Source organism: Bradyrhizobium sp. CCBAU 11434 (genome assembly GCF_028128895.1).
Lineage (GTDB): Bacteria > Pseudomonadota > Alphaproteobacteria > Rhizobiales > Xanthobacteraceae > Bradyrhizobium > Bradyrhizobium zhengyangense.
In genome coordinates, this window is the sequence record NZ_LBJX01000076.1 from 1 (window position 1) to 23,639 (window position 23,639).

At 63.2% G+C, this 23,639-nt stretch carries 16 protein-coding genes and 1 pseudogene; 8 read left to right on the forward strand and 9 right to left on the reverse strand.

What is annotated here, in order from left to right; genetic code table 11:
• Positions 1 to 425: 425 nt before the first annotated feature.
• From XI06_RS16190 to XI06_RS16205, 4 genes are all read right to left on the reverse strand, one after another.
• Positions 426 to 1,025 carry a hypothetical protein gene (locus XI06_RS16190; RefSeq protein ID WP_333909340.1) on the reverse strand — a complete coding sequence of 200 codons (600 nt, stop codon included), beginning with the start codon at positions 1,023 to 1,025 and terminating at the stop codon, positions 426 to 428.
• A gap of 580 nt (positions 1,026 to 1,605) precedes the next feature.
• The gene (locus XI06_RS16195) at positions 1,606 to 2,640 is read right to left on the reverse strand and encodes a hypothetical protein (RefSeq protein ID WP_271605879.1); all 1,035 of its coding nucleotides are present in this window, start codon (positions 2,638 to 2,640) and stop codon (positions 1,606 to 1,608) included.
• A gap of 14 nt (positions 2,641 to 2,654) precedes the next feature.
• Positions 2,655 to 2,984 carry a helix-turn-helix domain-containing protein gene (locus XI06_RS16200; protein ID WP_271605880.1) on the reverse strand — a complete coding sequence of 110 codons (330 nt, stop codon included), beginning with the start codon at positions 2,982 to 2,984 and terminating at the stop codon, positions 2,655 to 2,657.
• A 321-nt stretch (positions 2,985 to 3,305) separates the two neighbouring features.
• On the reverse strand, positions 3,306 to 4,658 hold the full coding sequence (locus XI06_RS16205; RefSeq protein ID WP_271605881.1) for a tyrosine-type recombinase/integrase: 1,353 nt from the start codon (positions 4,656 to 4,658) through the stop codon (positions 3,306 to 3,308).
• Positions 4,659 to 4,869: 211 nt separating this feature from the next.
• Here XI06_RS16205 and glmS point away from each other — a divergent pair, with 211 nt between their 5' ends.
• The 3 genes and pseudogenes from glmS (at position 4,870) to XI06_RS16220 (ending at position 8,511) form a co-directional block, all read left to right on the forward strand.
• Complete coding sequence (gene glmS / locus XI06_RS16210; RefSeq protein WP_237862284.1) at positions 4,870 to 6,696, forward strand: glutamine--fructose-6-phosphate transaminase (isomerizing); 1,827 nt, start codon at positions 4,870 to 4,872, stop codon at positions 6,694 to 6,696.
• A gap of 80 nt (positions 6,697 to 6,776) precedes the next feature.
• Entirely contained in the window at positions 6,777 to 7,547 is a 771-nt protein-coding gene (locus tag XI06_RS16215; RefSeq protein ID WP_237862285.1) for a DUF502 domain-containing protein, read from the forward strand.
• 107 nt (positions 7,548 to 7,654) lie between these two features.
• Positions 7,655 to 8,511 (forward strand): annotated as a pseudogene (locus tag XI06_RS16220) (DUF1932 domain-containing protein).
• 202 nt (positions 8,512 to 8,713) lie between these two features.
• On the opposite strand, the gene XI06_RS16225 reads toward XI06_RS16220, so the two are convergent.
• The gene (locus XI06_RS16225) at positions 8,714 to 9,241 is read right to left on the reverse strand and encodes an AAA family ATPase (protein WP_237868824.1); all 528 of its coding nucleotides are present in this window, start codon (positions 9,239 to 9,241) and stop codon (positions 8,714 to 8,716) included.
• A 147-nt stretch (positions 9,242 to 9,388) separates the two neighbouring features.
• Between XI06_RS16225 and panE the strand changes: the two genes are divergently transcribed.
• Positions 9,389 to 10,318, forward strand: coding sequence for a 2-dehydropantoate 2-reductase (panE, locus tag XI06_RS16230; protein ID WP_237868826.1), 930 nt, complete (start codon positions 9,389 to 9,391; stop codon positions 10,316 to 10,318).
• Here panE and recG read toward each other — a convergent pair.
• The gene (recG, locus tag XI06_RS16235) at positions 10,315 to 12,423 is read right to left on the reverse strand and encodes an ATP-dependent DNA helicase RecG (RefSeq protein WP_237868828.1); all 2,109 of its coding nucleotides are present in this window, start codon (positions 12,421 to 12,423) and stop codon (positions 10,315 to 10,317) included. The two genes, panE and recG, sit on opposite strands and share 4 nt — an antisense overlap.
• A gap of 185 nt (positions 12,424 to 12,608) precedes the next feature.
• On the opposite strand from recG, the gene XI06_RS16240 reads away from it, so the two are divergent.
• The 3 genes from XI06_RS16240 to XI06_RS16250 all read left to right on the forward strand — a co-directional run bounded on the left by XI06_RS16240 (position 12,609) and on the right by XI06_RS16250 (position 17,842).
• The gene (locus XI06_RS16240) at positions 12,609 to 12,899 is read left to right on the forward strand and encodes an FAD assembly factor SdhE (RefSeq protein ID WP_237862290.1); all 291 of its coding nucleotides are present in this window, start codon (positions 12,609 to 12,611) and stop codon (positions 12,897 to 12,899) included.
• Positions 12,896 to 16,414, forward strand: coding sequence for a transcription-repair coupling factor (gene mfd / locus XI06_RS16245; protein WP_237890113.1), 3,519 nt, complete (start codon positions 12,896 to 12,898; stop codon positions 16,412 to 16,414). Before XI06_RS16240 ends, mfd begins: the two co-directional genes overlap by 4 nt.
• Before the next feature lie 297 nt (positions 16,415 to 16,711).
• Complete coding sequence (locus tag XI06_RS16250) at positions 16,712 to 17,842, forward strand: acyl-CoA desaturase (RefSeq protein ID WP_237869982.1); 1,131 nt, start codon at positions 16,712 to 16,714, stop codon at positions 17,840 to 17,842.
• A gap of 39 nt (positions 17,843 to 17,881) precedes the next feature.
• On the opposite strand, the gene XI06_RS16255 is transcribed toward XI06_RS16250, so the two are convergent.
• The 3 genes from XI06_RS16255 to XI06_RS16265 all read right to left on the reverse strand — a co-directional run bounded on the left by XI06_RS16255 (position 17,882) and on the right by XI06_RS16265 (position 22,542).
• Entirely contained in the window at positions 17,882 to 19,105 is a 1,224-nt protein-coding gene (locus XI06_RS16255) for a GGDEF domain-containing protein (protein WP_237862292.1), read from the reverse strand.
• Between the two features lie 85 nt (positions 19,106 to 19,190).
• Positions 19,191 to 20,693: an AMP-binding protein gene (locus XI06_RS16260; RefSeq protein ID WP_237868832.1), complete on the reverse strand. Its 1,503-nt coding sequence runs from the start codon at positions 20,691 to 20,693 to the stop codon at positions 19,191 to 19,193.
• Between the two features lie 4 nt (positions 20,694 to 20,697).
• Positions 20,698 to 22,542: an extracellular solute-binding protein gene (locus XI06_RS16265; RefSeq protein ID WP_237868834.1), complete on the reverse strand. Its 1,845-nt coding sequence runs from the start codon at positions 22,540 to 22,542 to the stop codon at positions 20,698 to 20,700.
• Positions 22,543 to 22,800: 258 nt separating this feature from the next.
• Here XI06_RS16265 and XI06_RS16270 point away from each other — a divergent pair, with 258 nt between their 5' ends.
• Entirely contained in the window at positions 22,801 to 23,625 is an 825-nt protein-coding gene (locus XI06_RS16270; RefSeq protein ID WP_237862295.1) for an invasion associated locus B family protein, read from the forward strand.
• The last annotated feature ends 14 nt before the right edge of the window (positions 23,626 to 23,639 follow it).

Consider the following 23,639-nt stretch of genomic DNA (forward strand, 5'->3'; position numbering starts at 1 on the left):
CAGAATCGGCGACCTCATGCCGTGGCGCTTCCGCAAGGCGTCAAGCCCCCATCAATAGGGTGACGGCTCAGCGCTTACGCCTATTTGAGTGGTCTCATCGGCGGAAACGATCAAGATGCTTGCGCATGAAATCAGATCTTGGCCCTAGCTTCGTAGCGACCTGCCACGCACTTGTAGCGATTAACGTGCCAATCCTCAGACCGGTAAATGGGGTGGTTCGCCTTCCATTGCGCCAAGCTTGCTTGGCCACCGATCATGCACCCTTGGAGGGTAAGGCCCGGATCCAAGGACGAATTTGTGACAACCACCTCAGTGCAGTCCTGAGCGGTAAGGTGACAAAGCACGGCAATCACAGTCACGAGCATGATCCGAAATCCCCCAAAAAAATAACCAATCGCTGGAGAATGAAAGCAATAGGCGCGAAGTCATGGTGGCAAAATTGCAGCGACCGATCCAACGGCTTCGGTGCTGGCTGCCGGCTGACGGGATCGGACGAAAATGAAACGAGATGTGACTGAAATATTCGCCTCGGGTCGACCATCTTGGCCGATCAGGATCAATCCGGCGCCGCCGTTTGCCACATTCAGAATAATTGGTTCGCCGCTCCATGTCTTGATTGGGTCCATTCCGATAGTGAGAAATTCGCCAACAGGTTGGTCGAAATATTGGAGGCGCAATTGCGGGCCGACTTCGGCCGCAGCGAGTTCAAGGCCCAGCCGCTGAGCGCTAGCGTAAACGTCGGCCAATGTAACGGTATCGGTGGTGAGACCGAGCTGCGCAGGCGATAGATCGACAAGCTCCACATTTGTCTTCTGTGAGCTAACGGTGAACATTGGCCGAGCAAGGATTTCAGCTGCCTGACCACCGACATTGCAGCCCTTGCTATCGAGCTCGTTGCGCAACGCAAGAGAGTCGGCGAAGGTACCTATTGTAATAGTCTTCCATGTCGCAACGTCACGAGCGGACCTGATATGCAGTTCGGGCACTGTGGCCGAGCGCGTCTTGAGCTTCAGTTGGTTCTGCAAGACATCGCGGGCTGAGCATTGAGCGGACGCGGTGCCCGCGAAGGGAATGACGCAGGCTGCCCAGATTATGGAAGCTAAAACGTAGCGGCAAACCCGCGTTGCGCTTGAATGGTCACTGCCTGCCGCGCACCGGGCTCGGCTTCTGAAAATAGACATGGCTATAGCTTTTTTTGAAAGCGTTGGACAAAAAAGCCCGCCTCCGAGTCAATGGGAAGAACGGAGGGAAATGACGTCCAATGAACATTCCCCGGCCGACTTTTGAAATGCGTCCGGAGGCGGGGCCTATGGCTAAAGTATTCCAATTTCCAACTGGCAGACGGCAGTCCGTAAGCCTGATAACCCGCCCGCCCCATCAGTCCAAAAGGGGGAATGATGTCTGTGAAGGATAACACTCCGAGCAAATCGGCTCAACAGTTAAGGACCTGCTTAGGGTCAGAAAACGAAGACCTCAAATTGAGCAAATCTGGTCCGCTGGCGCTCGCTGGGCGGTCCCTGAATTCCAGTGCCTATCTAACGCAGAATTTGCGCATCCTAGGGCACAAGAAGACAAGGCACCAAGGGGAGAGGAGAGCGCCCGCCATCAGTCTGATAGGCATATCCGTTTGATCGAGGGCTTGATTGCCCTGTCTGATGACAAAGACGACATTTCCCCCACATCGATATCCGGTGTGATCCATTGCCAATCATCGAATTCCAAACAATCCCATCTTTTTAATCGTTCAGACTGACGAGGGAAGCACCTATGGAATTCCCTCAATCTGTGAGTTTGAAGTATCCTGTGAATGGCCCTGACACGCCTTTCGATGTCGACGTGCGGTTTGGGGTAGTCGAGCTTGGCTTGCTTGATCGTCCGCAGGATTATTTTTTCCCGGATCGGGAGATGATTTTTGACATCGTATTGTTCTGCGAAAACCTCCGAGGCGTTACGCGTAAGAGGGTCTAGGAAATCTCTAAAACCTGCGATCTTCGTCGCCCTCGATGTCTCTAAGCGGGGCTCAACGTGGATGGCTTCACACTCGCCCGTCAGCTTGGAGTGCCGGTCGTCGTAGAAAACGTCATATTTGCTCGGCTTGCTCTTTGCGCCTTTTAGCTTGCGCGAGTATCGGCTGGCGTCGATCTCAAACTCGTCTTGATCTCTCCGGTGCCGCTTCAGTCTGATATGATTGCGGGCAATTTCCCACGCCTCCTCGCGGGTATGCCCTTCGGTCGGCTCAAAATCGAACGCTGGATGGATACGATACAGGTTGAGGCTTTGGTCAGCAGCCCGCTTATAGCGGTACAGTATCTTGAATGCCTCTCGCGAGGGCAGCTGGATAATCAGCACGTATCGCCAGATTGTTTTGCAGTCCTCCTTGTCCGACTTGATGCGCCAGACGACCTTCGCGCAATTTAGGCCGATGGCTTCGAGTAATTTGAGGGGAAAAAAGCGCCGTGACGAGACGCCTATCGTGTCATGATAAGGAATGACGCGCGCGATGGCATCTCGTGGCTTGTTCGCGTTCTGGTAGTGCGATAATGTGGAGGGCATCGTTGCATGTTTCCAGCGTGCATCGGGGAATTGAGCTTCCAGGTTGCTCGGTTCAAAGGAGAAGGCCCCACGCTGCGACAACAGCATGGGGCCATTTCTTTTTAGGTCGAGACCATCTCGTCGGCATCGACACGACGGTATGTCACGCCGTTCAAGACAATGACGGACCCGAGGTCGGGTAGGAGCCTGCTCACCTTGTTGACTTGGGCGAGGGCGAGAACATCTGTGACTTGGAACATCCATCGGGAGCTCTGTGCATCGTTGAGCTTCCGGCCTTTGAGTTTTCCGCGACGTTCAAGATTGCGAACTGAGCTGTAGCTGATGCCGAGCAGTTCGGCTGCCTGTTGCCGATCGCACAATTGGGCGTCTGCACTGAGGGGCCGGGCAGGAGGAGGAAGTTTTTGGGAGGGAATAGTCGGGCGGCTTTTCATAGCGGCATCCAATGGCTACCGCATCCCATCTTCGATGGGCTGCGAAAGAAATTGGATCGCGAAGCTGTCGCAATCGAGGACCGTGACACCGCCGACACAGTCGCCACCGCTCATGCGGTCATGTCACTAGCATGCACAAATTAACAAGGCGGTGCAAGGGGATATCCAGAGGAAGACAAATGCCCCGTCCGGGGGCGTTCTCCAGACAGGGCGCGCGCCTCGACAGGAGCGGTCTGGAGCCGTTTTTTCGATCCCGGGGAGGGAGGAGATAGGGGGACGCCCAAAAACAGCGCGTGCCCCTTCCGCTGCGTCCTCTCGGAATCAGTTCTGACGACTACGTTTCGCCTTCAGACGGACGACATTCCCGGCGGGAGGATTGACGAGATTGGAGACGTGGGCGGCGAGGGCAGCAACGGCATCTGCGATCTCGGGCAGGAAGTCGTAATGCGAATAGGTCCGGGCGACTTTCGTGCCGACGGAGTGGCCGATACTCGCCTCTTTAACTTCGTACTGGATGGGTGGTTTAAGGGTGTCGAGTGTGGTGCGGAATGTTCTGCGCAGGTCGTGGGTCGTAAAGGGTCGAGAGTGTGGAAGGGCTTCGCGCATCTTGTCTTGCAGCACCTTCGTCATTTGTCCCCAAGCGTTGAACGCGCCTCGCCCGCGAAGCGCCGGGAACACGAAGGGGCATTTGTAGAGCCGGGGTTGGGCTTGGATGAGTGTCAGCGCGAGGGCAGGTAGTTTGATTTCGGCAGGATGCCCCTTAGCGCCCTCAACGACTGGAAGATGCCACACGCCGCCGCGCAAATGGGTCCATTCGAGGGTGTTCGCCTTCTCACGCCGTTGTCCGGTCAAAAGAAGGAAGCGGCAAAGCGCGCCGAACGTCCCCATGTCCGCAGTGACGCGCCACAAAGTGACGATCTCCTCGGAGGTGAGAACCCTATTCCGAGCGCGCTTGTCGTATTTGGACATGCCCTTGATGACCGGGCTCACGTAGTTTTCGGTTGGATCAAGGTTTAGCGCATAGAAGTTCGCCATTGTCCGGAAGATCGTCAGGATGGCGTCTCGCATCGACGGGCTTTCAATGGTGTCGTCGAGATGCTTGATGAGCTGCGCTCGCCTGACGAGTGCAAACTCCTGATCCTTAAACGCCGGGATCAGGTGCTTCCGGATACGCTGCTCGGCGACCTTTGCAGTAAGATGGCCCCCTTCTTTGACGTGCTTTTCGATGAAGGTCTCGGCGACATCCTGGAACAGCGACGGAATGTCGTTATGCTTCGCAACGGCTTTTTGCGGATCGCGGAGGAAATCGATTGCCGCATTCCGGGCCTCTGCGATGGTCATGACGGGGTATCGGCCTAGTTTCGTAACGCGCGTCCGTCCGTTCGGGAGATACCACATGACGCGCCACGTCTTGGTTCCCTCAGGGTTGACACGGAGGATGAGGCCGCGCACACGGTCGTCATAGTGGTCCTTAGGGACGAGTATGGGCTGGCCTGCGTTGTCGAGGACGACGTGTAGCTTGCCCTCGTCATCTCTCTTCATCTTCTCGGCGGGCTTGAGGGTGCGGATTTTAAAATCCGTGAAATCAGTCCGTTCATCGCGATGTGACATTGTTGGGAACGCAAACAATTGTTGAGGACAGGTCGAGTGCAACGCGTTGACAGGCAGCGACAACGCGCAACAATCAGTATACACGAAAAATGGAAAAATACGAGTAAAAACATGAACTTAACTGTTATCCAGTGGCAGGGCTTGACAGCCCTTAGCAAGTCGAAGACCTCACAATCCGCAATAATTATTGAGTATCTGGTTCCCTCTGAATTTCGCTAAAAACCGAGCGTGTCGTTTAGGCGATTTTTCGACGATTTGGGGGATATTGATCCGCATGTGCGGGATTGTCGGCATTCTCGGGCGCGAGCCGGTTGCAGAGCAATTGGTGGATTCGCTCAAACGTCTCGAATATCGCGGCTATGATTCCGCGGGTGTCGCCACTCTCGAAGGCAAGCACCTGGCGCGCCGCCGCGCCGAGGGCAAGCTGAAGAATTTGGAGAAGCGGCTGGAAGCCGAGCCGCTGAAGGGGACGACCGGCATCGGTCACACCCGCTGGGCCACGCACGGCAAGCCGACCGTCAACAACGCCCATCCGCATGCGACCGATCGCGTTGCGGTCGTGCATAACGGCATCATCGAGAATTTCCGTGAGCTGCGCGAGGAGCTCGAGAAGAAGGGCACGGTGTTCCACACCGAGACCGACACCGAGATCGTGCTGCACCTCGTCGACGATCTTCTGACGCGCGGAAACAAACCGGTGGAAGCGGTCAAGCTGACGCTGGCGCGCTTGCGCGGCGCCTTCGCGCTCGGCTTCATCTTCGCCGGCGACGACGACCTCATGATCGGCGCCCGCAACGGACCGCCACTCGCGATCGGCTATGGCGACGGCGAGATGTATCTCGGCTCGGACGCCATCGCGCTCGGCCCGTTCACCGACACGATCAGCTATCTCGAGGATGGCGACTGGGTGGTGCTGACCCGCAAGGGCGCCAACATCTTCGACAAGGACGGCCAGTCCGTCGAACGCGACAAGATCAGGCACGCCGCCTCGACCTCGCTGGTCGACAAGGCGAACTACCGCCACTTCATGGCGAAGGAAATCCACGAGCAGCCGGAAGTGGTCGGCCATACGCTGGCGCGCTATGTCGACATGGCGACCGAGCGGGTCTCGCTGCCGGTCAAGCTGCCGTTCGATTTCAAGGACATCCAGCGCATCAACATCACGGCCTGCGGCACCGCGAGTTACGCCGGTATCGTCGCCAAATACTGGTTCGAGCGCTTTGCGCGCCTGCCGGTCGAGGTCGATGTTGCCTCCGAATTCCGCTACCGCGAAGCGCCGCTGCGCAAGGGCGATCTAGCGATCTTCATCTCGCAATCCGGCGAGACCGCCGACACGCTGGCGGCGCTGCGCTACGCCAAGGCGGAGGGCGCGCACACGATCGGCGTCGTCAACGTGCCGACCTCGACGATCGCGCGCGAAAGCGAGACCGTGCTGCAGACGCTGGCCGGCCCCGAGATCGGCGTCGCCTCGACCAAGGCCTTCACCTGCCAGCTCATGGTGCTGGCAAATCTGGCTATCGCGGCCGGCAAGGCGAGAGGCGTATTGTCCGATGAGGACGAGACCAAGCTCGTTCACGGCCTCGTCGAGATTCCGCGTCTGATGTCGGATGCGCTCACCACCGAGGTTCAGATCGAGAAGCTCGCGCACCGGATCGCAAAATCCCGCGACGTGCTCTATCTCGGTCGCGGCACCAGCTTTCCGCTGGCGCTCGAAGGCGCGCTGAAGCTGAAGGAAATCTCCTACATCCACGCCGAGGGCTATGCCGCCGGCGAGCTCAAGCACGGCCCGATCGCGCTGATCGACGAGACCATGCCTGTCGTCGTGATCGCGCCCTATGACCGCGTGTTCGAGAAGACCGTCTCCAACATGCAGGAGGTCGCGGCCCGCGGCGGCAACATCATCCTGATGACCGACGCCAAAGGCGCTGCGGAGGCGACGGTGAATTCGCTCGTCACCATCGTCCTGCCCGACATGGCCGCGGCCTTCACGCCGATGGTCTACGCCGTTCCGGTCCAACTGCTCGCCTATCACACGGCGGTCGTGATGGGCACCGACGTCGATCAGCCGCGCAATCTCGCGAAATCCGTGACCGTGGAATAGGCAGAAGGGATTCAGGTCGCGCTCTTCCAAAACCTGCTAGAAGCCCCTAGCTTGGACGAAGCGACCGACCTGGAACCCGAATGACCACCCGCGACGACGCGCCAGCGCCTCTTGATCCTGCCCCGGAACCGCATACCGGCCTGATGGGCCGGTTTCGCAATTATTTCCTGACTGGGCTGATCGTCACCGGTCCGATTGCGATCACGCTGTATCTGGTCTGGTGGTTCGTCACCTGGGTCGACGGCGTGGTGCGGCCATTCGTGCCGCTGGCCTATCGGCCGGAAACCTATCTGCCTTACGGCGTTCCCGGCTGGGGACTGATTGTCGCATTCTTCACGCTGACGCTGGTCGGCTTCCTCGCGGCGAACCTGATCGGCCGCACGCTGGTCGATGTCGGCGAGACTTTCCTCGGCCGGATCCCGGCGGTGCGCGCAATCTATCGCGGCCTGAAGCAGGTGTTCGAGACGTTGTTCTCGGGCAAGGGTTCGAGCTTCCGCAAGGTGGGCCTCGTCGAGTTTCCTTCGCCCGGCATGTGGTCGATCGTGCTGATCTCCCAATCGCCGAACGAAGAGGTTTCACGCAGCCTGCCGGGGCAGGAGGAACATGTCTCGGTGTTTCTGCCGTGCTCACCGAACCCGACCACCGGATTTTTCTTTTACGTGCCCAAGAGCAAGATCATCGAGGTCGACCTCACCGCCGAGGATGCCGCAACGCTGATCATGTCGGCCGGCGTGGTGCAGCCCGGCTCGGCCCCGGACCCGAAGAAGGCCGCCGCGCTCGCGGGCATGGCCAATGCCGCGCGCATTGCCAATGCCTCCACGCTCCAGCCCGAGCCTGCGAAGGCGGAGTAGGGCTATTCCCCGGCGGGATAGCCTGCGGTCACGCAGGCGTTTGCGTCCTCTGCTATCGTTCCAGTCGGACCGAGCGTCACGCTTGGAAGTTGAACTGGAGCGCCTCGATGTCAAAGACCATTGCGATCCTCGCGCCCGGTGCCATGGGCAGCGCGGTGGCCCGTCGCCTTAGCGAGAACGGCGCGCGCGTGCTGACGTCTTTGAAGGGACGCAGCGAGGCGACGCAGCAGCGCGCGGCGGATGCCGGCATGATCGGCGCCGAGGACGATGCGATCGCGGGTGCCGATATTATTCTCTCGATCGTGCCGCCGGGCGAGGCGGAGGCACTGGCGGAGCGACTGGCCGGCCTGATCGTGAAGCGGGCGAAGAAGCCGGTCGTGGTCGACTGCAACGCCGTCAACGTCGACACGGTGAGGCGGATCGAAGAGATCATCGGCTCGGCGCAGGCGCCCTTCGTCGACGGCGGCATCATCGGCTTCCCGCCGCAGCCGGGCGGCAAGAGTCCGGCCTTCTACATGTCCGGCGAGCACGCCAAGGATCTCGCCGTTCTCAGGGATTTCGGGCTCGACATCCGCATCGTCGAAGGTCCGGTGGGTGCCGCCTCTGCGCTCAAGATGTCCTATGCCGGCATCGTCAAGGGTCTCGCCGGCATTGGCTCGGCCATGGTGGTCGCGGCGACCAAGGCGGGAGCCGCGGACGCGCTCCGCGACGAGCTCGCGCTCAGCCAGCCCGCAATCCTGGCGCGGCTCGAGGTCGCACTGCCGGACATGATCCCCAAGGCCTATCGCTGGGTCGCCGAGATGCACGAGATATCAGGCTTCCTCGGGCCCGATCATCCGGCAAGCCAGATCTACGAGGGTTTTGCCAAATGGTTCGAGCATCTCGCCGCTGACGCGAAGGGAGAGGCGGTCGATGCGGCGCTGCTGAAGGCGTTGCCGCCGGTGTCGCGAAGAAGAAGGCCTGATGATCAGGCTTTCGGGCCCGAAGCGTCAGACCAGTTGACCATTACCGCGTCCAGGCGATCGCGATCCCGTGAGCTGACTTCATGTGTCCTGAGGGACCGAGCATCCCGCGCATCACGACGTGCATGATGCAGCATAAATCGGAGCTCAGCCCGGGATGCCGCGCGATCGTGGATCGCGACACCGCGCCGCCGCAGCAGGCGGTCAAGACGGACCCCGATCTGGAGTAAGAGTCGCCACAAAATCCGTGATGTCCCGGTCGCTTCCCAGGCGCACGACTGGGACCTCGGCGCCATATTTTAACCGTTCCGCCTCGATGACCGGCGCACGTTCGGTGCCATATCGCCAGGCCTCGCGCATCAATTTCCAGTCGAACTGCTCCGGGCATCCCTTCGGCAAATCGGGCCTCATCGCGTCGCGATCGACAGCCGAGCGCCGGAGAATGCGCCACTGGCACAGCCAGCGCGGGCGGTCGATGACGACCAGAAGCTCGGCACGCGCGAGCGTGAGATCGAAGGCCAGTCCTGAGAAGCTGCCATCGACGACCCATGCATCGGCCGCGATCGCTTCACTGACGCGGAGGCGAAAGCCTGCCGTTTCGGATGGTTTCCATCCCGGCCGCCAATAGAGCACGTCGAGATGGATGACCGGCAGCCCGAGCTTTCTCCCGAGCTTGAGCGCAAGAGCAGTCTTTCCACTTCCCTGGCTGCCAACGACGATGATCCGGCGCATGATGCGAGGGTTTCACGAAATTTGCCGCATTGAAAGATAGTCGCGCGGGCCGAACTGATCGAGGCGTGGAGAGTCCATCCACATCGTCAACGCGAGCGGCATCTGCTATTGTTTTACGGACGCAGGATTTCTGCGATGGGAGTTCGAATGCGGGTTTTGGTGATCGGCGCGGGCGCGCTCGGGGGGTATTACGGCGCTTGCGTCGCGCGGGCAGGTGGCGACGTGACGTTTCTGGTTCGCGCGAAACGAGCCGAGCAATTGCGCCGGGATGGATTGCGGATCGTGAGCCCGCATGGCGACTTTGCCGTGCAGCCGAAGATCGTCGAGGCCAGCGATCTCAAGGCGCCCTACGACGTCGTGCTCGTCGGCGTGAAAGCCTACTCGCTCGACGACGCAATGAGCCAGTTCGCCCCCGCCGTCGGCACCAACACCATGGTTCTGCCCATCCTGAACGGGTTGAAACATATCGACGCTCTGACCGCGCGGTTCGGCGCGGCGTGCGTCCTCGGTGGCTTGGCCAATGTCAGCGCCGGGCTCGATGCGGATGGCCGTGTCGTTCAGTTCATGGCCAATCAGACCATCGTCTTCGGCGAGACCAAGGGGGCGCTGAGTGAGCGCACGCTGGCTTTGGAGAAGCTGTTCAACGTCCCCGGGATCGACGTGCGCGCCAGCGAAGCGATCATGCAGGACATGTGGGAAAAGTTCGTCCAGCTCTCGACGCTCGCCGGCGTCACCTGCCTGATGCGCGCAAGCATCGGCGACATCCTGGCCGTTCCGAACGGCGAGCAATCAATCTTTCGCTTGTTCGCGGAATGCTGCACAGTTGCGACCGCTTCGGGTTTTGAGCCGCGGGCCCCGTTCATCGAGTTCGACCGAAAACTGTTCACGACCCTGGACTCGCCGCTCAAGGCCTCGATGCTGCGCGACATCGAGCGCGGCTCGATGACCGAGTCCGAGCATATCCTGGGTGATATGGCCAACCGGGCACGGTCGCTTGGCATCGAAACGCCGCTGCTGGATCTGGCACGGGCGCATGTTGCGGCTTATGAAGTCGGGCGCCGGAGAGCCGCGAGCTAGCCAGCCCCGATCAAGGGGATCGCCTCGTCCCGCTCGTAGAGATACAGCAGGCACCTTAGCGCCTCGCCGCGCTCGCCTTTCAGCTTCGGATCGTCCTTCATGATCCGAAGCGCCTCGTCTCTGGCCTGCGTGATGAGCTGGCCGTGGACCTCCGAGCGCGCGATGCGGTACCCGGGCAGGCCGCTCTGGCGCACGCCCAGCACATCGCCTTCGCCGCGCAGCTTCAGATCCTCCTCGGCGATGCGAAAGCCGTCGGTGGTCTCGCGGATCACCTTCAGCCGGGCCTTCGACATCTCGCCGAGCGGCTCGCTGTAGAGCAGGATGCAGGTCGAGGCCTCCGAGCCGCGGCCGATGCGGCCGCGGAGCTGATGCAGCTGCGCGAGGCCAAAGCGCTCGGCATTCTCGATTACCATGATGGTCGCGGCCGGCACGTCGACACCGACCTCGACGACGGTGGTCGCAACCAGAAGGCCGATCTCGTGGGCCGCGAACTGCCCCATGACACGGTCTTTCTCGATGCCTTTCATCTGGCCATGGACCAAACCGACACGATCTCCAAAGCGCTTTTGCAGGCTCTCGAAACGCTTGGTCGCATTGGTGAGGTGCTCGGTGCCTTCGGCCTCGGATTCCTCGACCAGCGGGCAGATCCAGTACACCAGCTTGCCGGACTCCAGCGCGCGGCCGACGCCGTCCATGACCTCACCGAGCCGGCTCATGGCGACGGCACGGGTGTCGATCGGCTGGCGGCCGGCGGGTTTTTCGCGGAGCTCGCTAATGTCCATGTCACCGAAATAGGTGAGCACCAGCGTGCGCGGGATCGGCGTGGCGCTCAGCACGAGAACATCGACCGCTTCGCCCTTCGACGTCAGCGCCAGCCGCTCGCGCACGCCGAAGCGGTGCTGCTCGTCGACGATGGCGAGCGCAAGATCGCTAAAGAGCACGTCGTCCTGGATCAGCGCATGGGTGCCGACGAGCAGGTCGATCCCGCCCTCGGCAAGCTGGGTGATGATCTCGCGCCGCTCCTTGCCCTTTTCGCGGCCGGTGAGGATCGCAACCCGCATGCCGGCGCGCTCGGCGAGCGGCGCGATGGTCTTGATGTGCTGGCGCGCCAGGATCTCGGTCGGGGCCATCAGCGCGGCCTGCTTGCCGACTTCGGCGACGGCCGCAGCCGCTAGCAGCGCCACCACCGTCTTCCCGGAGCCGACATCGCCCTGGAGCAGGCGCAGCATGCGCACGGGCTGCGTCAGGTCGTCGGCGATCGCCTTCGCGGCGTTGCGCTGGGAGGGCGTGAGGGCATAGGGCAGGGCGTCGATGATCTTGTTGCGCAAGTGCCCGTCGCCGGCGTTGCGCACGCCGGCAGGCCGCCGCAGCTGCGCGCGGATCAGCGCAAGCGCGAGCTGGCCGGCCAGCAGCTCGTCGAAGGCCAGGCGTGACCAGAAGCGCTGATCGGGCAGGATGTCCGTCAGCTCGACCGGCTGGTGCACGCGATTGAGTGCTTCCGCAACAGGCGGAAAATTGCAGCGGCGCAGCACCTCCGGGCTGATCCATTCGGGCAGCGCAGGCAGCTTGAGCAGCGCCTGCGCGATTGCGCGGCGGAGCGAGCCGAGCGCGAGACCCTCGGTGAGCGGATAGACGGGATCGATCCCCGAGAGTTTCGAGATCGCTTCCTCGTCCAGCACGCGGTCGGGATGCACGATCTGCGGGATGCCGTCATACATCTGCAACGTGCCGGAAACGAAGCGCTTCTCGCCCACGGGCAGCAGCTTCTCGACATAGCCGGGCTTGGCGCGAAAGAACGTCAGCACGACATCGCCGGTATCGTCGCTGGCATAGACCAAATACGGCGCGCGCACATTGCGCGGCGGAGGCGGGCGGTGACGATCGACGGTGACCTCCAGCGTCACCATGGCTCCCTGGACGGCGTCGCGGATCTTCGGCCGGGCCCGGCGGTCGATCACCTGGCTCGGCAGATGCAAGAGCAGGTCGACCAGCCGCGGCGTCTCGCTCCGGCTGAGCAGATATTGCAGCAGCTTGTCCTGCTTCGGACCGACGCCGGGCAGGCTGGTCACGGGAGCAAACAGCGGATTGAGCAGGCTGGGGCGCATGAGGGCGAATCTAGGATCGTTTCGGCCCGTCATGCCCGGCTTTATGCCGGGCATCCACGTCTTTTTTCGTGGCGCCTCCAGCGGGTGCCGCCATGCCAAATCGAGGGCTGACACCGGCAGTTCCAGTGGCTATATCACGGCGGCCCGGCACGTCCGGGCTTTCGGCGTTTGACTGGATTTGAGACATGACGGGAACGACACGATCGAGCAGCGGCCTGGATGATCGCCGCAAGCGGCTTCTGTTCCGCTGCTGGCACCGCGGCACGCGCGAGATGGACCTGATCCTCGGCCGCTTCGCGGATGCTGAGATCGGCAACCTGTCTGACGCGGAGCTCACCGAGCTCGAGACCCTGCTCGAGGTCAACGATCCCGATCTCTATGCCGCCATCACGGGTGACAAGCTGCTGCCAGCCGAGGTCACCGGCGCGCTGTTCGCCCGCATCAAGGCCTATCCGATCGCGGACCGCCAGTCGTGAAGCAAGGGATGAAATCTCCTGCCGAGCTGCTCACGCCCGGCCGCGCGCTGACGCTTGCCAATGTCGCCGAGGGCGCCGAAGGCCTCATCGTCTCAGATCTGGCGCGCGCGATCGCGGCGCGGCCGAAGAAGCCGGCTGTCAGCCTCGCGGTGGTCTGCCGCGACGGCGGGCGCATGCAGCAGCTCGAACGCGCGCTGCAATTCTTCGCGCCTGATCTGCCGGTGCTGACTTTTCCGGCCTGGGACTGCCAGCCCTATGACCGGGTCTCGCCGCATGGCGGCATTTTGGCGCAACGCCTGACCACGCTGGCGCGGCTTGCGGCGCTCACCGGCAGCGACAAGCCGCTGATCGTGCTGACAACCGCGAATGCCGTTGTGCAGCGCGTGCCCGCACGCGAACTCGTTGCGGCGCAGGCGCTCTCGGTCGCACCCGGCAACGTGGTGCCGATGGACACCATCGTCGCCTGGCTCGAGCATAATGGTTACAACCGCTCGTCCACCGTACGCGAGCCCGGCGAATACGCCGTGCGCGGCGGCATTTTGGACCTGTTTCCGGCCGGCCTGGAGCAGCCCGTCCGCTTTGACTTCTTCGGCGACAGCCTGGAATCGATCCGCTCCTTCGATGCCGAGACCCAGCGCACGCTGCTCGACATGCGTTCGCTCGATCTGGTGCCGATCTCGGAATTCCAGCTCGTCACCGATACGATCCGCCGTTTCCGCATGGGCTATGTCGCCGAATTCGGCGCGCCCGAGCGCGACGATGCGCTCTACGAGGCCGTCAGCGAAGGCCGCCGCCATCCCGGCATGGAGCACTGGCTGCCGCTGTTCCAGGACCGGATGGACACGCTGTTCGATTACCTGCAAGGCGCCGCCGTCGCGATCGAGCCGCAGGCCGAGGACGCCATCCGCGAGCGCTTCAAGCAGATCCAGGACTATTACGAGGCCCGCCGCGATGCGATGGAGCATCCGGGTGGCGGCGCCATCTACAAGCCGCTGCCGCCCGACCGGCTCTATCTGACTGAGGAGGAGTGGAGCAAGCGCGAACGCGACATCCCGCTGGCGCGGCTGACGGCATTCTCGGTGCCGACCGACGGCACCAGCGTCGTCGACGCCGGCGCGCGCAAAGGCCGCGATTTTGCGCCGGAGCGTAACGACTCCACGGTCAACGTGTTCGAGTCTGTCGTCAGCCACGTCATGGCCCTGCAGTCTAGCCGCAAGAAGGTTGTGATCGCGCTGTGGAGCGAAGGCTCGCGCGACCGCATGACCTCGATGCTGCGCGACCACAAGCTGACGCACACCACCAGCGTCAACACTTGGCGCACGGTGCAGGCAACCCCGCGCAACGAGACCATGCTCGCCGTGCTTGGCCTGGAGAGCGGTTTCGAGACCGACGAGATCGCTGTCATCAGCGAGCAGGACATTCTCGGCGACCGTCTGGTGCGGCCGCGCAAGGCGAGCCGCAAGCTCGACAATTTCATTTCTGAGGTCACGAGCCTCACCGCCGGCGACATCGTCGTCCACGTCGATCATGGTATCGGCCGCTTCATTGGCCTTCAAACGCTGGACGTCGCCGGCGCGCCGCATGACTGTCTCGAGCTGCATTATGCTGCCGAGACGAAGCTGTTCCTGCCAGTCGAGAACATCGAACTCTTGTCGCGCTACGGCTCCGACCAGACCACGGTCGAGCTCGATCGCCTCGGCGGCTCCGGCTGGCAGACGCGCAAGGCCAAACTAAAGAACCGCATCCGCGAGATCGCGGGCGAGCTGATCAAGATCGCCGCCGCGCGCCATCTGCATGAGGCGCCGAAGCTGCCGGTGCAGCAGGGCCTCTATGACGAGTTCTGCGCGCGCTTCCCCTATGACGAGACCGAGGACCAGTTAGGGGCCATCGAGTCCACGCTGAAGGATCTCGAGCTCGGCCGCCCCATGGACCGGCTGATCTGCGGCGATGTCGGCTTCGGCAAGACCGAGGTGGCGCTCCGCGCCGCGTTTGCCGTCGCGCTCGAAGGCAAGCAGGTCGCCGTCGTGGTGCCGACCACGCTGCTGGCGCGCCAGCACGCCAAAACCTTCACCGAGCGCTTCAAGGGCTTTCCTGTGAACGTGGCGCAGGCCTCGCGCCTGATCCCGACCAAGGAGCTGAACCAGGTCAAGAAGGGCATCGCCGACGGCTCGATCGATATCGTCGTCGGCACGCACGCGCTGCTCGGCAAGGCCATCAAGTTCCGCGATCTCGGCCTCGTCATCGTCGACGAGGAGCAGCACTTTGGCGTCACCCACAAGGAGCGGCTGAAGGCGCTGCGGTCCGAGGTGCACGTGCTGACGCTGTCGGCAACTCCGATCCCGCGCACATTGCAGCTGGCGCTGACCGGCGTGCGCGAGCTCTCGATCATTGCCTCGCCGCCGGTCGATCGCCTCGCGGTCCGCACCTTCGTCGCTCCGCACGATCCGCTGATGATCCGCGAGGCGCTGCTGCGCGAGCGCTATCGCGGCGGCCAAGCGTTTTACGTCGTGCCGCGCATCGACGACCTCGCCGAGGTCAAGGATTTCCTCGACAAGAACGTGCCGGAGATGAAGGTCGCGGTCGCGCATGGCCAGATGCCGCCGGCGGTGATCGAAGACATCATGACCGCTTTCTACGACGGCAAGTTCGACATCCTGCTGTCGACCACGATCGTAGAATCCGGTCTCGACATCCCCAACGCCAACACGCTGATCGTGCATCGCGCCGACATGTTCGGCCTTGCCCAGCTCTATCAGCTGCGCGGCCGCGTCGGCCGTTCCAAGCTGCGCGCCTATGCGCTGTTCACGCTGCCGTCGCAGCAGAAGATCACGGCGCAGGCCGAGCGCCGGCTCACCGTGCTGCAATCGCTGGAGACGCTGGGCGCGGGCTTCCAGCTCGCCTCGCACGACCTCGATATCAGAGGTGCCGGCAACCTGCTTGGCGAAGAGCAGTCCGGCCACATCAAGGAGGTCGGCTTCGAGCTCTACCAGTCGATGCTGGAGGAGGCGATCGTCAACCTCAAGGCTGGCGTGTCCGAGCCCGCCGCCGACCGCTGGTCGCCGACCATCACCATCGGCATGCCTGTGCTCATTCCGGAGGATTATGTCAGCGATCTCTCGGTGCGGCTGTCGCTCTACCGGCGGCTCGCCGATCTCGACAGCGAGGAGGAGATCGAGAATTTTGGCGCCGAGATGCGCGATCGTTTCGGCGTGCTGCCCGACGAGGTGCGCTATCTCTTCAAGGTCGCCGCCATCAAGGCGTTCTGCCGCCAGGCCAATGTCGAGAAGATCGATGCCGGCCCGAAGGGCGCCGTCATCACCTTCCGCGACAATTCGTTTGCTCACCCTGATCGCCTGGTGTCGTTCATCAAGAGCCACGGTCAGGCCGCCAAGGTGCGGCCCGACATGAAGGTGGTGTTCCTGCAGGACTGGGAGACGCCGGAAGAGCGCCTCGCCGGCACCACCGAGATCATGCGGCAATTGGCGCAGCTCGCGAAGAGCAAGAAGGCGGCGTAGAGTCCGTAGTATTGCGGAGGCGGCGCACCACGATACAGGCTGCGCCGTGCCAAGGTCTGAAAACAGCGACATATCGGCACTTGCGGAATGACGAAGCAGCCGCCAGATTCCGAATTCACTAACTGAGTCCTGCGTACCGTATCCGTCGATCCGCGACTGGTTTACCGGCCGCGGTTTTTTTGTACCGGTTTGCGGGTTGGCCCGCACGTCGAAACAGGTGAGGTCGCGCGCGTGTCTATCAATACCGGTTCTAGCCAGGAATCAGAGCAGAACTCGGAGCACGACCACGACGATGTCATGTATCCGCAGGTCCTCCCGTTCGTGTTGATCCATACGGGATGCCTCGCGGCCATCTGGTCTGGCGTCACGTGGCAAGCGGCCGCGATGTGCGCCGCCCTGTATGGGTTGCGCATGTTCGGGATCACCGGCGGATACCATCGGTACTTCTCGCATCGATCCTACGCGACGAGCCGGGTGTTTCAGTTCATCCTGGCCTTCCTCGCGCAGAGCAGCGCTCAGAAGAGCGTGCTTTGGTGGGCTGCCAAGCACCGCCATCATCATCTTCACTCGGATACGGTGCAGGATGTGCACTCACCCCGGCACAAGGGTTTTGTGTTCAGTCATGTCGGCTGGATCTTTTACCGGCAGCATGATGCGACTGACCTCGTGAAAGTCGCGGATCTGGCGTCGTATCCCGAGTTGATGTGGCTGCACCGGCTGGAGCTGTTGCCTTCAGTCGTGCTCGCCGCACTGTGCTTCCTTGTTGCCGGATGGTCGGGGCTTGTGGTCGGATTCCTCTGGAGCACCGTGCTGCTCTATCACGCCACGTTCTGCATCAACTCGCTCGCACACGTGCACGGGCGCAAGCGGTACGTGACCGGCGATGACTCCCGCAACAATTGGCTGCTTGCTTTGCTGACGATGGGCGAGGGCTGGCACAACAACCATCATGCCTATCAGGCCAGTGCGCGGCAGGGTTTCCACTGGTATGAGATTGACCTCACTTATTACGTGCTGGTGGCGTTGTCCTGGCTCGGCATTGTCAGGGATATGAAGATGCCGCCCAAGCAGGTTCTGCGCAACGAGCATCGGTTGGGATCACGGGTGGTCAAGCAAGCGGCCGAGCAGCTCGCCGCCCGCTTCAACCCCGAGCACATCGCGCATGCCATCAGAACGTCGATCCACGAGACCGAATTGTCGGTCCGGGACACGCTCAGTCAGTTGCAGCACCACGCCGATTTGCGCCTGTCCAGCATGCCGACCCGCGACCAGTTGCTGGCCGAAGCGCAGCGCATGTTCGCCAAGACGATATCGCTGGACGACATTGTCGACCGCGCCTACGAGCTTCTGAATGATTCCGTCGGTTTTCTCCTGGCCGCTCCTGCGCCCGCCCTGGCGACCAACGCGAAATCCAAGGGGCGCGTTTAGCGCGCGGTTATTTCTTCTGGAGGCGTGGCGCGCGGATGGCTAGGACGCCGCGCGCGATGCATCGGCCGACAGCCGTCCGAGCAGCGACCTCGCCGTATCCGACGGCGACAGCGAGTCCACTGACACCACGGGATCGCTGCGCATCTCGTGCTTGCCGTTCGATGTGTGTTTCATTACCGCCGACAAGCGGCGGGCGATCATGTGCGCCGTGCGGAAGTCGGTCTCGGCGAACACCACGATGACAGAGCCGTCCTTCTGCGCCGCGCCAAAGTCCATCTGCCGCATCAGGCGGCTGAGGATGCGCGCAGCATCGAGTTGCGCGCGGGGATTACCGGGGTCGAAGGCGAAGCGTGCTACCGACAGGCCGCCGCCACGGACGAGCGTCTGCTCCACTGCCTTGGCGAAGTCGCGGGCGAAGGCTTCCACCGTCAAGAGACCGCTACGCGGATCGAGCCAGCCGCCGGCGTCGATCGAGCGCAGCGTGCGGCTCAGTTGCGCCTCCATGGCGTGCTGGCGGATCAACGGCAGTGCGTTGGCGGCGACCTTGGTGGGCTCGCCGGGGATCAGCTCGAGATTGGGCAAGTCATAGCTCTGCGTGAGCTGATGCGCGGTGACAACCACAGGCAGGTTGCGGAAACGCGTATCCTCCGCGAGCACCGTGAGAAAGGCGTCGGTGACGCGCGGGGTGAAACCGTCAGACAGAACGACACCGTCGATATCGCGTGTATTGAGATGCTTGGCGGCGGCCTCGATCGAAAGCGCGCCGACGACGCCGGTGCGCTCGCCGAGCGCGACCGACAGCGCAGGGTAGGCGGCGCCGCGGCCGATCAAGAGCACGATGGCATCGCGCACGGGATCGGCGTCCGGCAGAGCGACCTTCACCTCCGGCAGGCGGCGCAGCACGGTGGCATGCAGCGTGCGGATGCGGATCGCGGCGCGCAGGCGCGCGATCAGGCGTTCGGCGGCATTGCCGCGTGTGGCGAAAGGCAGCGCGTTGTGGGGCAGCGTTGCTTGCGCATCCAGCGCGACCAGCGGCAGATAAAGCGGCTGATCCGCGATCTTCTTCGCGAGCAGGGGCATGTACGGCTCGTGTCCGCCAGACATCGCCGCAAGGACGGCGGCCGGCTGCACCTCTTCGACGGCGCGCGACGCGCTCGCCCAATCGCTGTCGACGACGGGAAAGAGACGGGCCTCGTCCAGCGCCGCAAGGAAGGCTGGGCGCTCGGAATTGGACACAAAGAGGATCGGGCCCGCCTGGGACATCAGGATACTCTGATCACGCAATCGATGCTGCGCAATCTAGTCCGGCCGCCTTAATGCAGCGTCAATGTATCAGGCAAAACTGCGCTCAAACCGGGCCGGAGCGGTCGCGAAAAGCCTCAACCATCAGGGGGTTAAGACCGAGTTCGCTGAGCGCCTCGCGGGCGCGGGCATTGTCCTGGGCCCGGCCCGCCAACCGATGGCCCGAGAGCCGGTCGGGCAGGGCCGTCAGCAGCGCGCCCTGGCCGAGCCGGCGCGCCCATTCCTGCAGGTCGTTGGAGAGGAAGCGATAGCCGCCGACGGCCATGATGCCGGATGGCGGCGCAGTGATGCAGATTGCACCGCTGGCGCGGTCGATCCGGGCGGCATAGCCGGTGTCGACATAGTCGCGTGGCGGCTGGGCCGTCAGCGTCTCGCCGACCGGCTGCGGCGGCGCGTAGGCCGCGATCGGCACCATCGGGCCGCGCAGGCCGAGCGTGCCCTTCGGCGTCAGCAGGATCTCGCCGGCGATCGAGGAGCTGGACTGCTCACGTGGAGCGCCGTGCGGGCCGGGCATCACCGCGACAGGCACGCCGTCCTCGCCGCGCCTGGCGCCGAACAGACCGGCCTCGCCGAACAGGTAGACGTCCGTGAGCGGCGCATGCGGCGCGATCCAGGCTTCGCTCGCCGCCACCTGCTCCGGCGCGCGCCAGAGCCCGATGACATTGCGCAAGGTCGGCATCCGCGCCGCCAGACCGGAATCGCCGAGGCGCAGGGCGAGCTGGGCCGGCGCGATCAGCACGTCGCAGGCGTGCTCGTTGATTTGCTGCTCCAGCACCTCGCTCTCGAACGGATGATGCAGCGCCAGCGTGCCGCCGCACAACAGCCACGCCGCGAGCGAGGAGGCGAGGCCCGCGAACGACATCGGTGTGAACGCCGACATCACCGTGGCGCCCTGCTGGATGTCGGCTTCCAGCGACATCGCGAGCCCGCCCGCGATCAGGCTGAAATGCGGCCGCGGCACCGGGCGGAAACCTTCCGCCGTGACGTCGAAGGAGATCATCGCCGCCTTGCGGCCGTCCTGGATCACGGCGCGCGTGGTGCCGGGCGGGCGTGCCAGCACCTCGTCGAGCGAACCCATGCCTTCGGGCAAATCGGTGCCGAAGCCGAACACGTGGCGGATCGAGAAGGCCTCGGCGGCTGCGTGCATCGCGAGGTCGGCGTAGCTGACACTGTCGACCTTGCTCATGGTGACGATGGCGCGGGCCGCGGTGCGGTTGAGCGCGGCCGCCAGTTCCGCCTGTCGCCACAGTAGCGGCAGCACGGCCACGACCAGGCCGGCGCGATGGGCGGCCAGCACCGTCAGCACGAACTCGATGGTCGAGGGCAACTGGATCGCGATCACCGAATTGGCCGGTAGGCCCGATTCGACGAAATGCGCCGACAGCGCCTCGATGGCGGTGTCCGCCTCGGCGTAGGTCAGCCGCCGCGGCTGGTGGCCGGTGATGCGGGATTTGTTGAGAGGGTCGAGCAAAGCGGGCGCGTGCGGCTGCCGCATCAGCGTCCGCTGGAACAGCGTGTCGAGCGTCGGCGATACGGCTGGCTGGTTCACGGCGTCACTTCGCTGGACTGGCTTGAGGCTCACCCTTCGACCACCAAGTCTCCGGCAAATAGCCTGAGAGCGCAGTGGCCTGTGGTTGTTCTATCCGATTCCAGCGCGCGATCCATTGCTCGGATACGTTAAACAAGGGGATTGTGTAGAAGCCCGCCATCAAGGCGCGGTCGAGCGCCCGCACCGCATCGACGAAATCCGTATGATCACGGGCCTCCAGCAGGGCCTTGATCATGGCATCGACCGCGGGATCCCTCGCGCCCATATAGTTTCGGGTCCCCGGATTGTCGGCCGCCGCGCTGCCCCAATAGAAGTACTGCTCGTTGCCGGGCGACAGCGACTGATCCCAGCGGTTCTGGATCATGTCGAACTCGTAGGACAGCCGGCGCTGGTCGAACTGCACCGGATCGACCGCGCGCACGCTCACATCGATGCCGGCGCGCTTGAGGTCGCGCTGGAACGCGAGCGCGATGCGTTCCTGGTCGCGGGTCGTCACCAGCATCTCGAAGGTGAAAGGCGCTTTTGTCTGGCGGTTGCGCAGCACGGTGCCTTCGAGATCGTAGCCGGCGTCCGACAGCAGCTTCAGCGCTGCACGCAGCGTGGTCCGGTCGCGCCCCGAGCCGTCGGTGACGGGCAGGCGGTAGCTGCCATCCATGATATCTTCGGGGATCTGCGCCGCGAAAGGCTTCAGCAGCTCGCGCTCGCGCGCATCCGCGGGCCGAGCATAGGCCGACAGCTCGGAGCCGGCAAAATAGCCGGCGACGCGTGAATACAGCGAGAAGAAATAGTTGCGGTTGACCAGCTCGAAATCGAACAACAGCGTCAGCGCCTGGCGCACGCGGATGTCGGCGAATACAGGACGCCGTGTGTTGAACACCAGGAATTCCGAGGGCTGCGGCACGCCCGGCTTGAAGGTGTCGCGGATCACCTCGCCGCTCTTGGCGGCCGGGAAATCGTAGCCGTCGTGCCAGCGCAGCGGCTCGTTCTCGACGCGGAAATCATAGAGGCCGCGCTTGAACGCTTCGAACTGGCCATTGGCCTCGCGATAATAGTCGAGCCGGATCTCGTCGAAATTGAAGAGCCCGCGATTGACCGGGAGATCGCGGCCCCAGTAATCGGGATTGCGTGTGAGGGTGACGCTGGCGCCGGGCTTGACCGCCGTGACGCGGTAGGGGCCGGAGGCGATCGGTCCTGACAGCGTCGTCTCCTCGAAATTCGCAACGTCGACGGCGTGCTTGGGGAGGATTGGCATCAGGCCGAGGATCAGCGGTAGCTCGCGGTCGTCGGCCCCGGTGAGATCGAAGCGGACGGTGAGGGGATCGGGTGCCTCCGCCTTGGCGACCTTGGAATAGTACTGCCGGAGGTTCGGACGGCCATGGTCGCGCAGCAGCTGCCAGGAGAACAGCACGTCCTCGGCGGTCACAGGCTTGCCGTCGGAGAAGCGCGCACGTGAATCGATGTGGAACGTGACGTAGCTCCGCTCGTCATCGGTCTCGACGGATTTGGCGAGCAGGCCGTAGAGCGTGAACGGCTCGTCCTGGCCGCGCGCCAGCAGGCTTTCGACCACGTAGGCGCGGATCGGCTGCACCGCCAATCCCTTCACGATGAACGGATTGAGACTGTCGAACGTGCCGAGAATGCCCCAGGTCAGCCGGCCGCCCTTGGGGGCGTCAGGATTGGCGTAGGGCATGTGGGTGAAATCGGCCGGCAGCGCTGGCTTGCCGTGCATGGCGATCGCATGCAACTCCTCGGCCTGCCCAGCGCTTGCGATCAGGCCGACGCTGAGGATCAAGGCGAGGCTGCAAAGACGGAGACCGGGCCCCTCGAGCAGGCGCTGGAACATGAACATTCGGACACGTTGATTCGAGGGCTGGTGTAGGGAATCCTATCACAGGGATTTCACTGGGCGTCCGCCCGGATGTGGCCAAAGACGCTTGTCGGCATTGATCTTTCCGTCGACCACGTTAAGAAGGCACGCAATCGCGCAAGAGCGCCGAGCCCGTCACTGATCTGCCTCAATTGACGGGGAGAGAGCCGCGCCCAAGGCGGCTTGGTTCGGTGCTTCGGAGCGGTTCGGGCACTTCCCGTTCAGAAAGGGTTTTCTGCAATGAATTTCCGTTATTTGGCCGCGTCCGTCCGGCCGCGCGGGCGAGTTCTCGCTCTGTTGACGGCGACGGCATTGGCCATCCCGTTTGCCGCTGAAGCCCAGACCCCCGCACCGGCCCCGGGCGCCCCCAAGGCTGCCCCGAAAGCCGCTCCAAAGGCAGCTCCCAAGGCTGCTCCGGCGCCCGCGCCGGCTCCCCAGGCCCAGCAGGCTCCGGCACAGCCGGGTGCTCCGGCGGCGCAGGGTGCCCAGCCCGCCGATCAGCAGATCCAGCTGATCTACGCGCCCTGGACCAAGTTCTGCCTCAAGGGCCAGGATGCCAACGCCAAGCAGGTCTGCTTCACCGGCAAGGACGGTCGCATCGAATCAGGCCAGCCGGTCATCGCCGCTGTCATCATCGAGCCGGAAGGCGAGCCGAAGAAGATCCTGCGCGTGACGCTGCCGCTCGGCATGCAGCTCGTGCACGGCACCCGCATCATCGTCGACAACAACCCGCCGCTGCAGAGCCCGTATGTGATCTGCTTCCAGAACGGCTGTATGTCCGACTACGAGGCAACGCCCGAGCTGATCGCCAACCTGAAGAAGGGCCAGAACCTCGTGGTGCAGGCGATCAACGCCAACGGTGCGCCGCTGACCCTGCCTCTGCCGCTCACCGGTGAATTCCAGAAGGCCTATGACGGTCCGCCGACCGATCCGAAGGTGTTTGAGGAAACCCAGAAGAAGCTGCAGGAAGAGCTTCAGAAGAAGGCTGAAGAGCAGCGCAAGAAGCTGGAGCAAAACGGCGGGGCGCCTGGTGCACCCGCTGCAGCTCCGGCGGGCCAAAAGTAATCGGACTCAGTCCC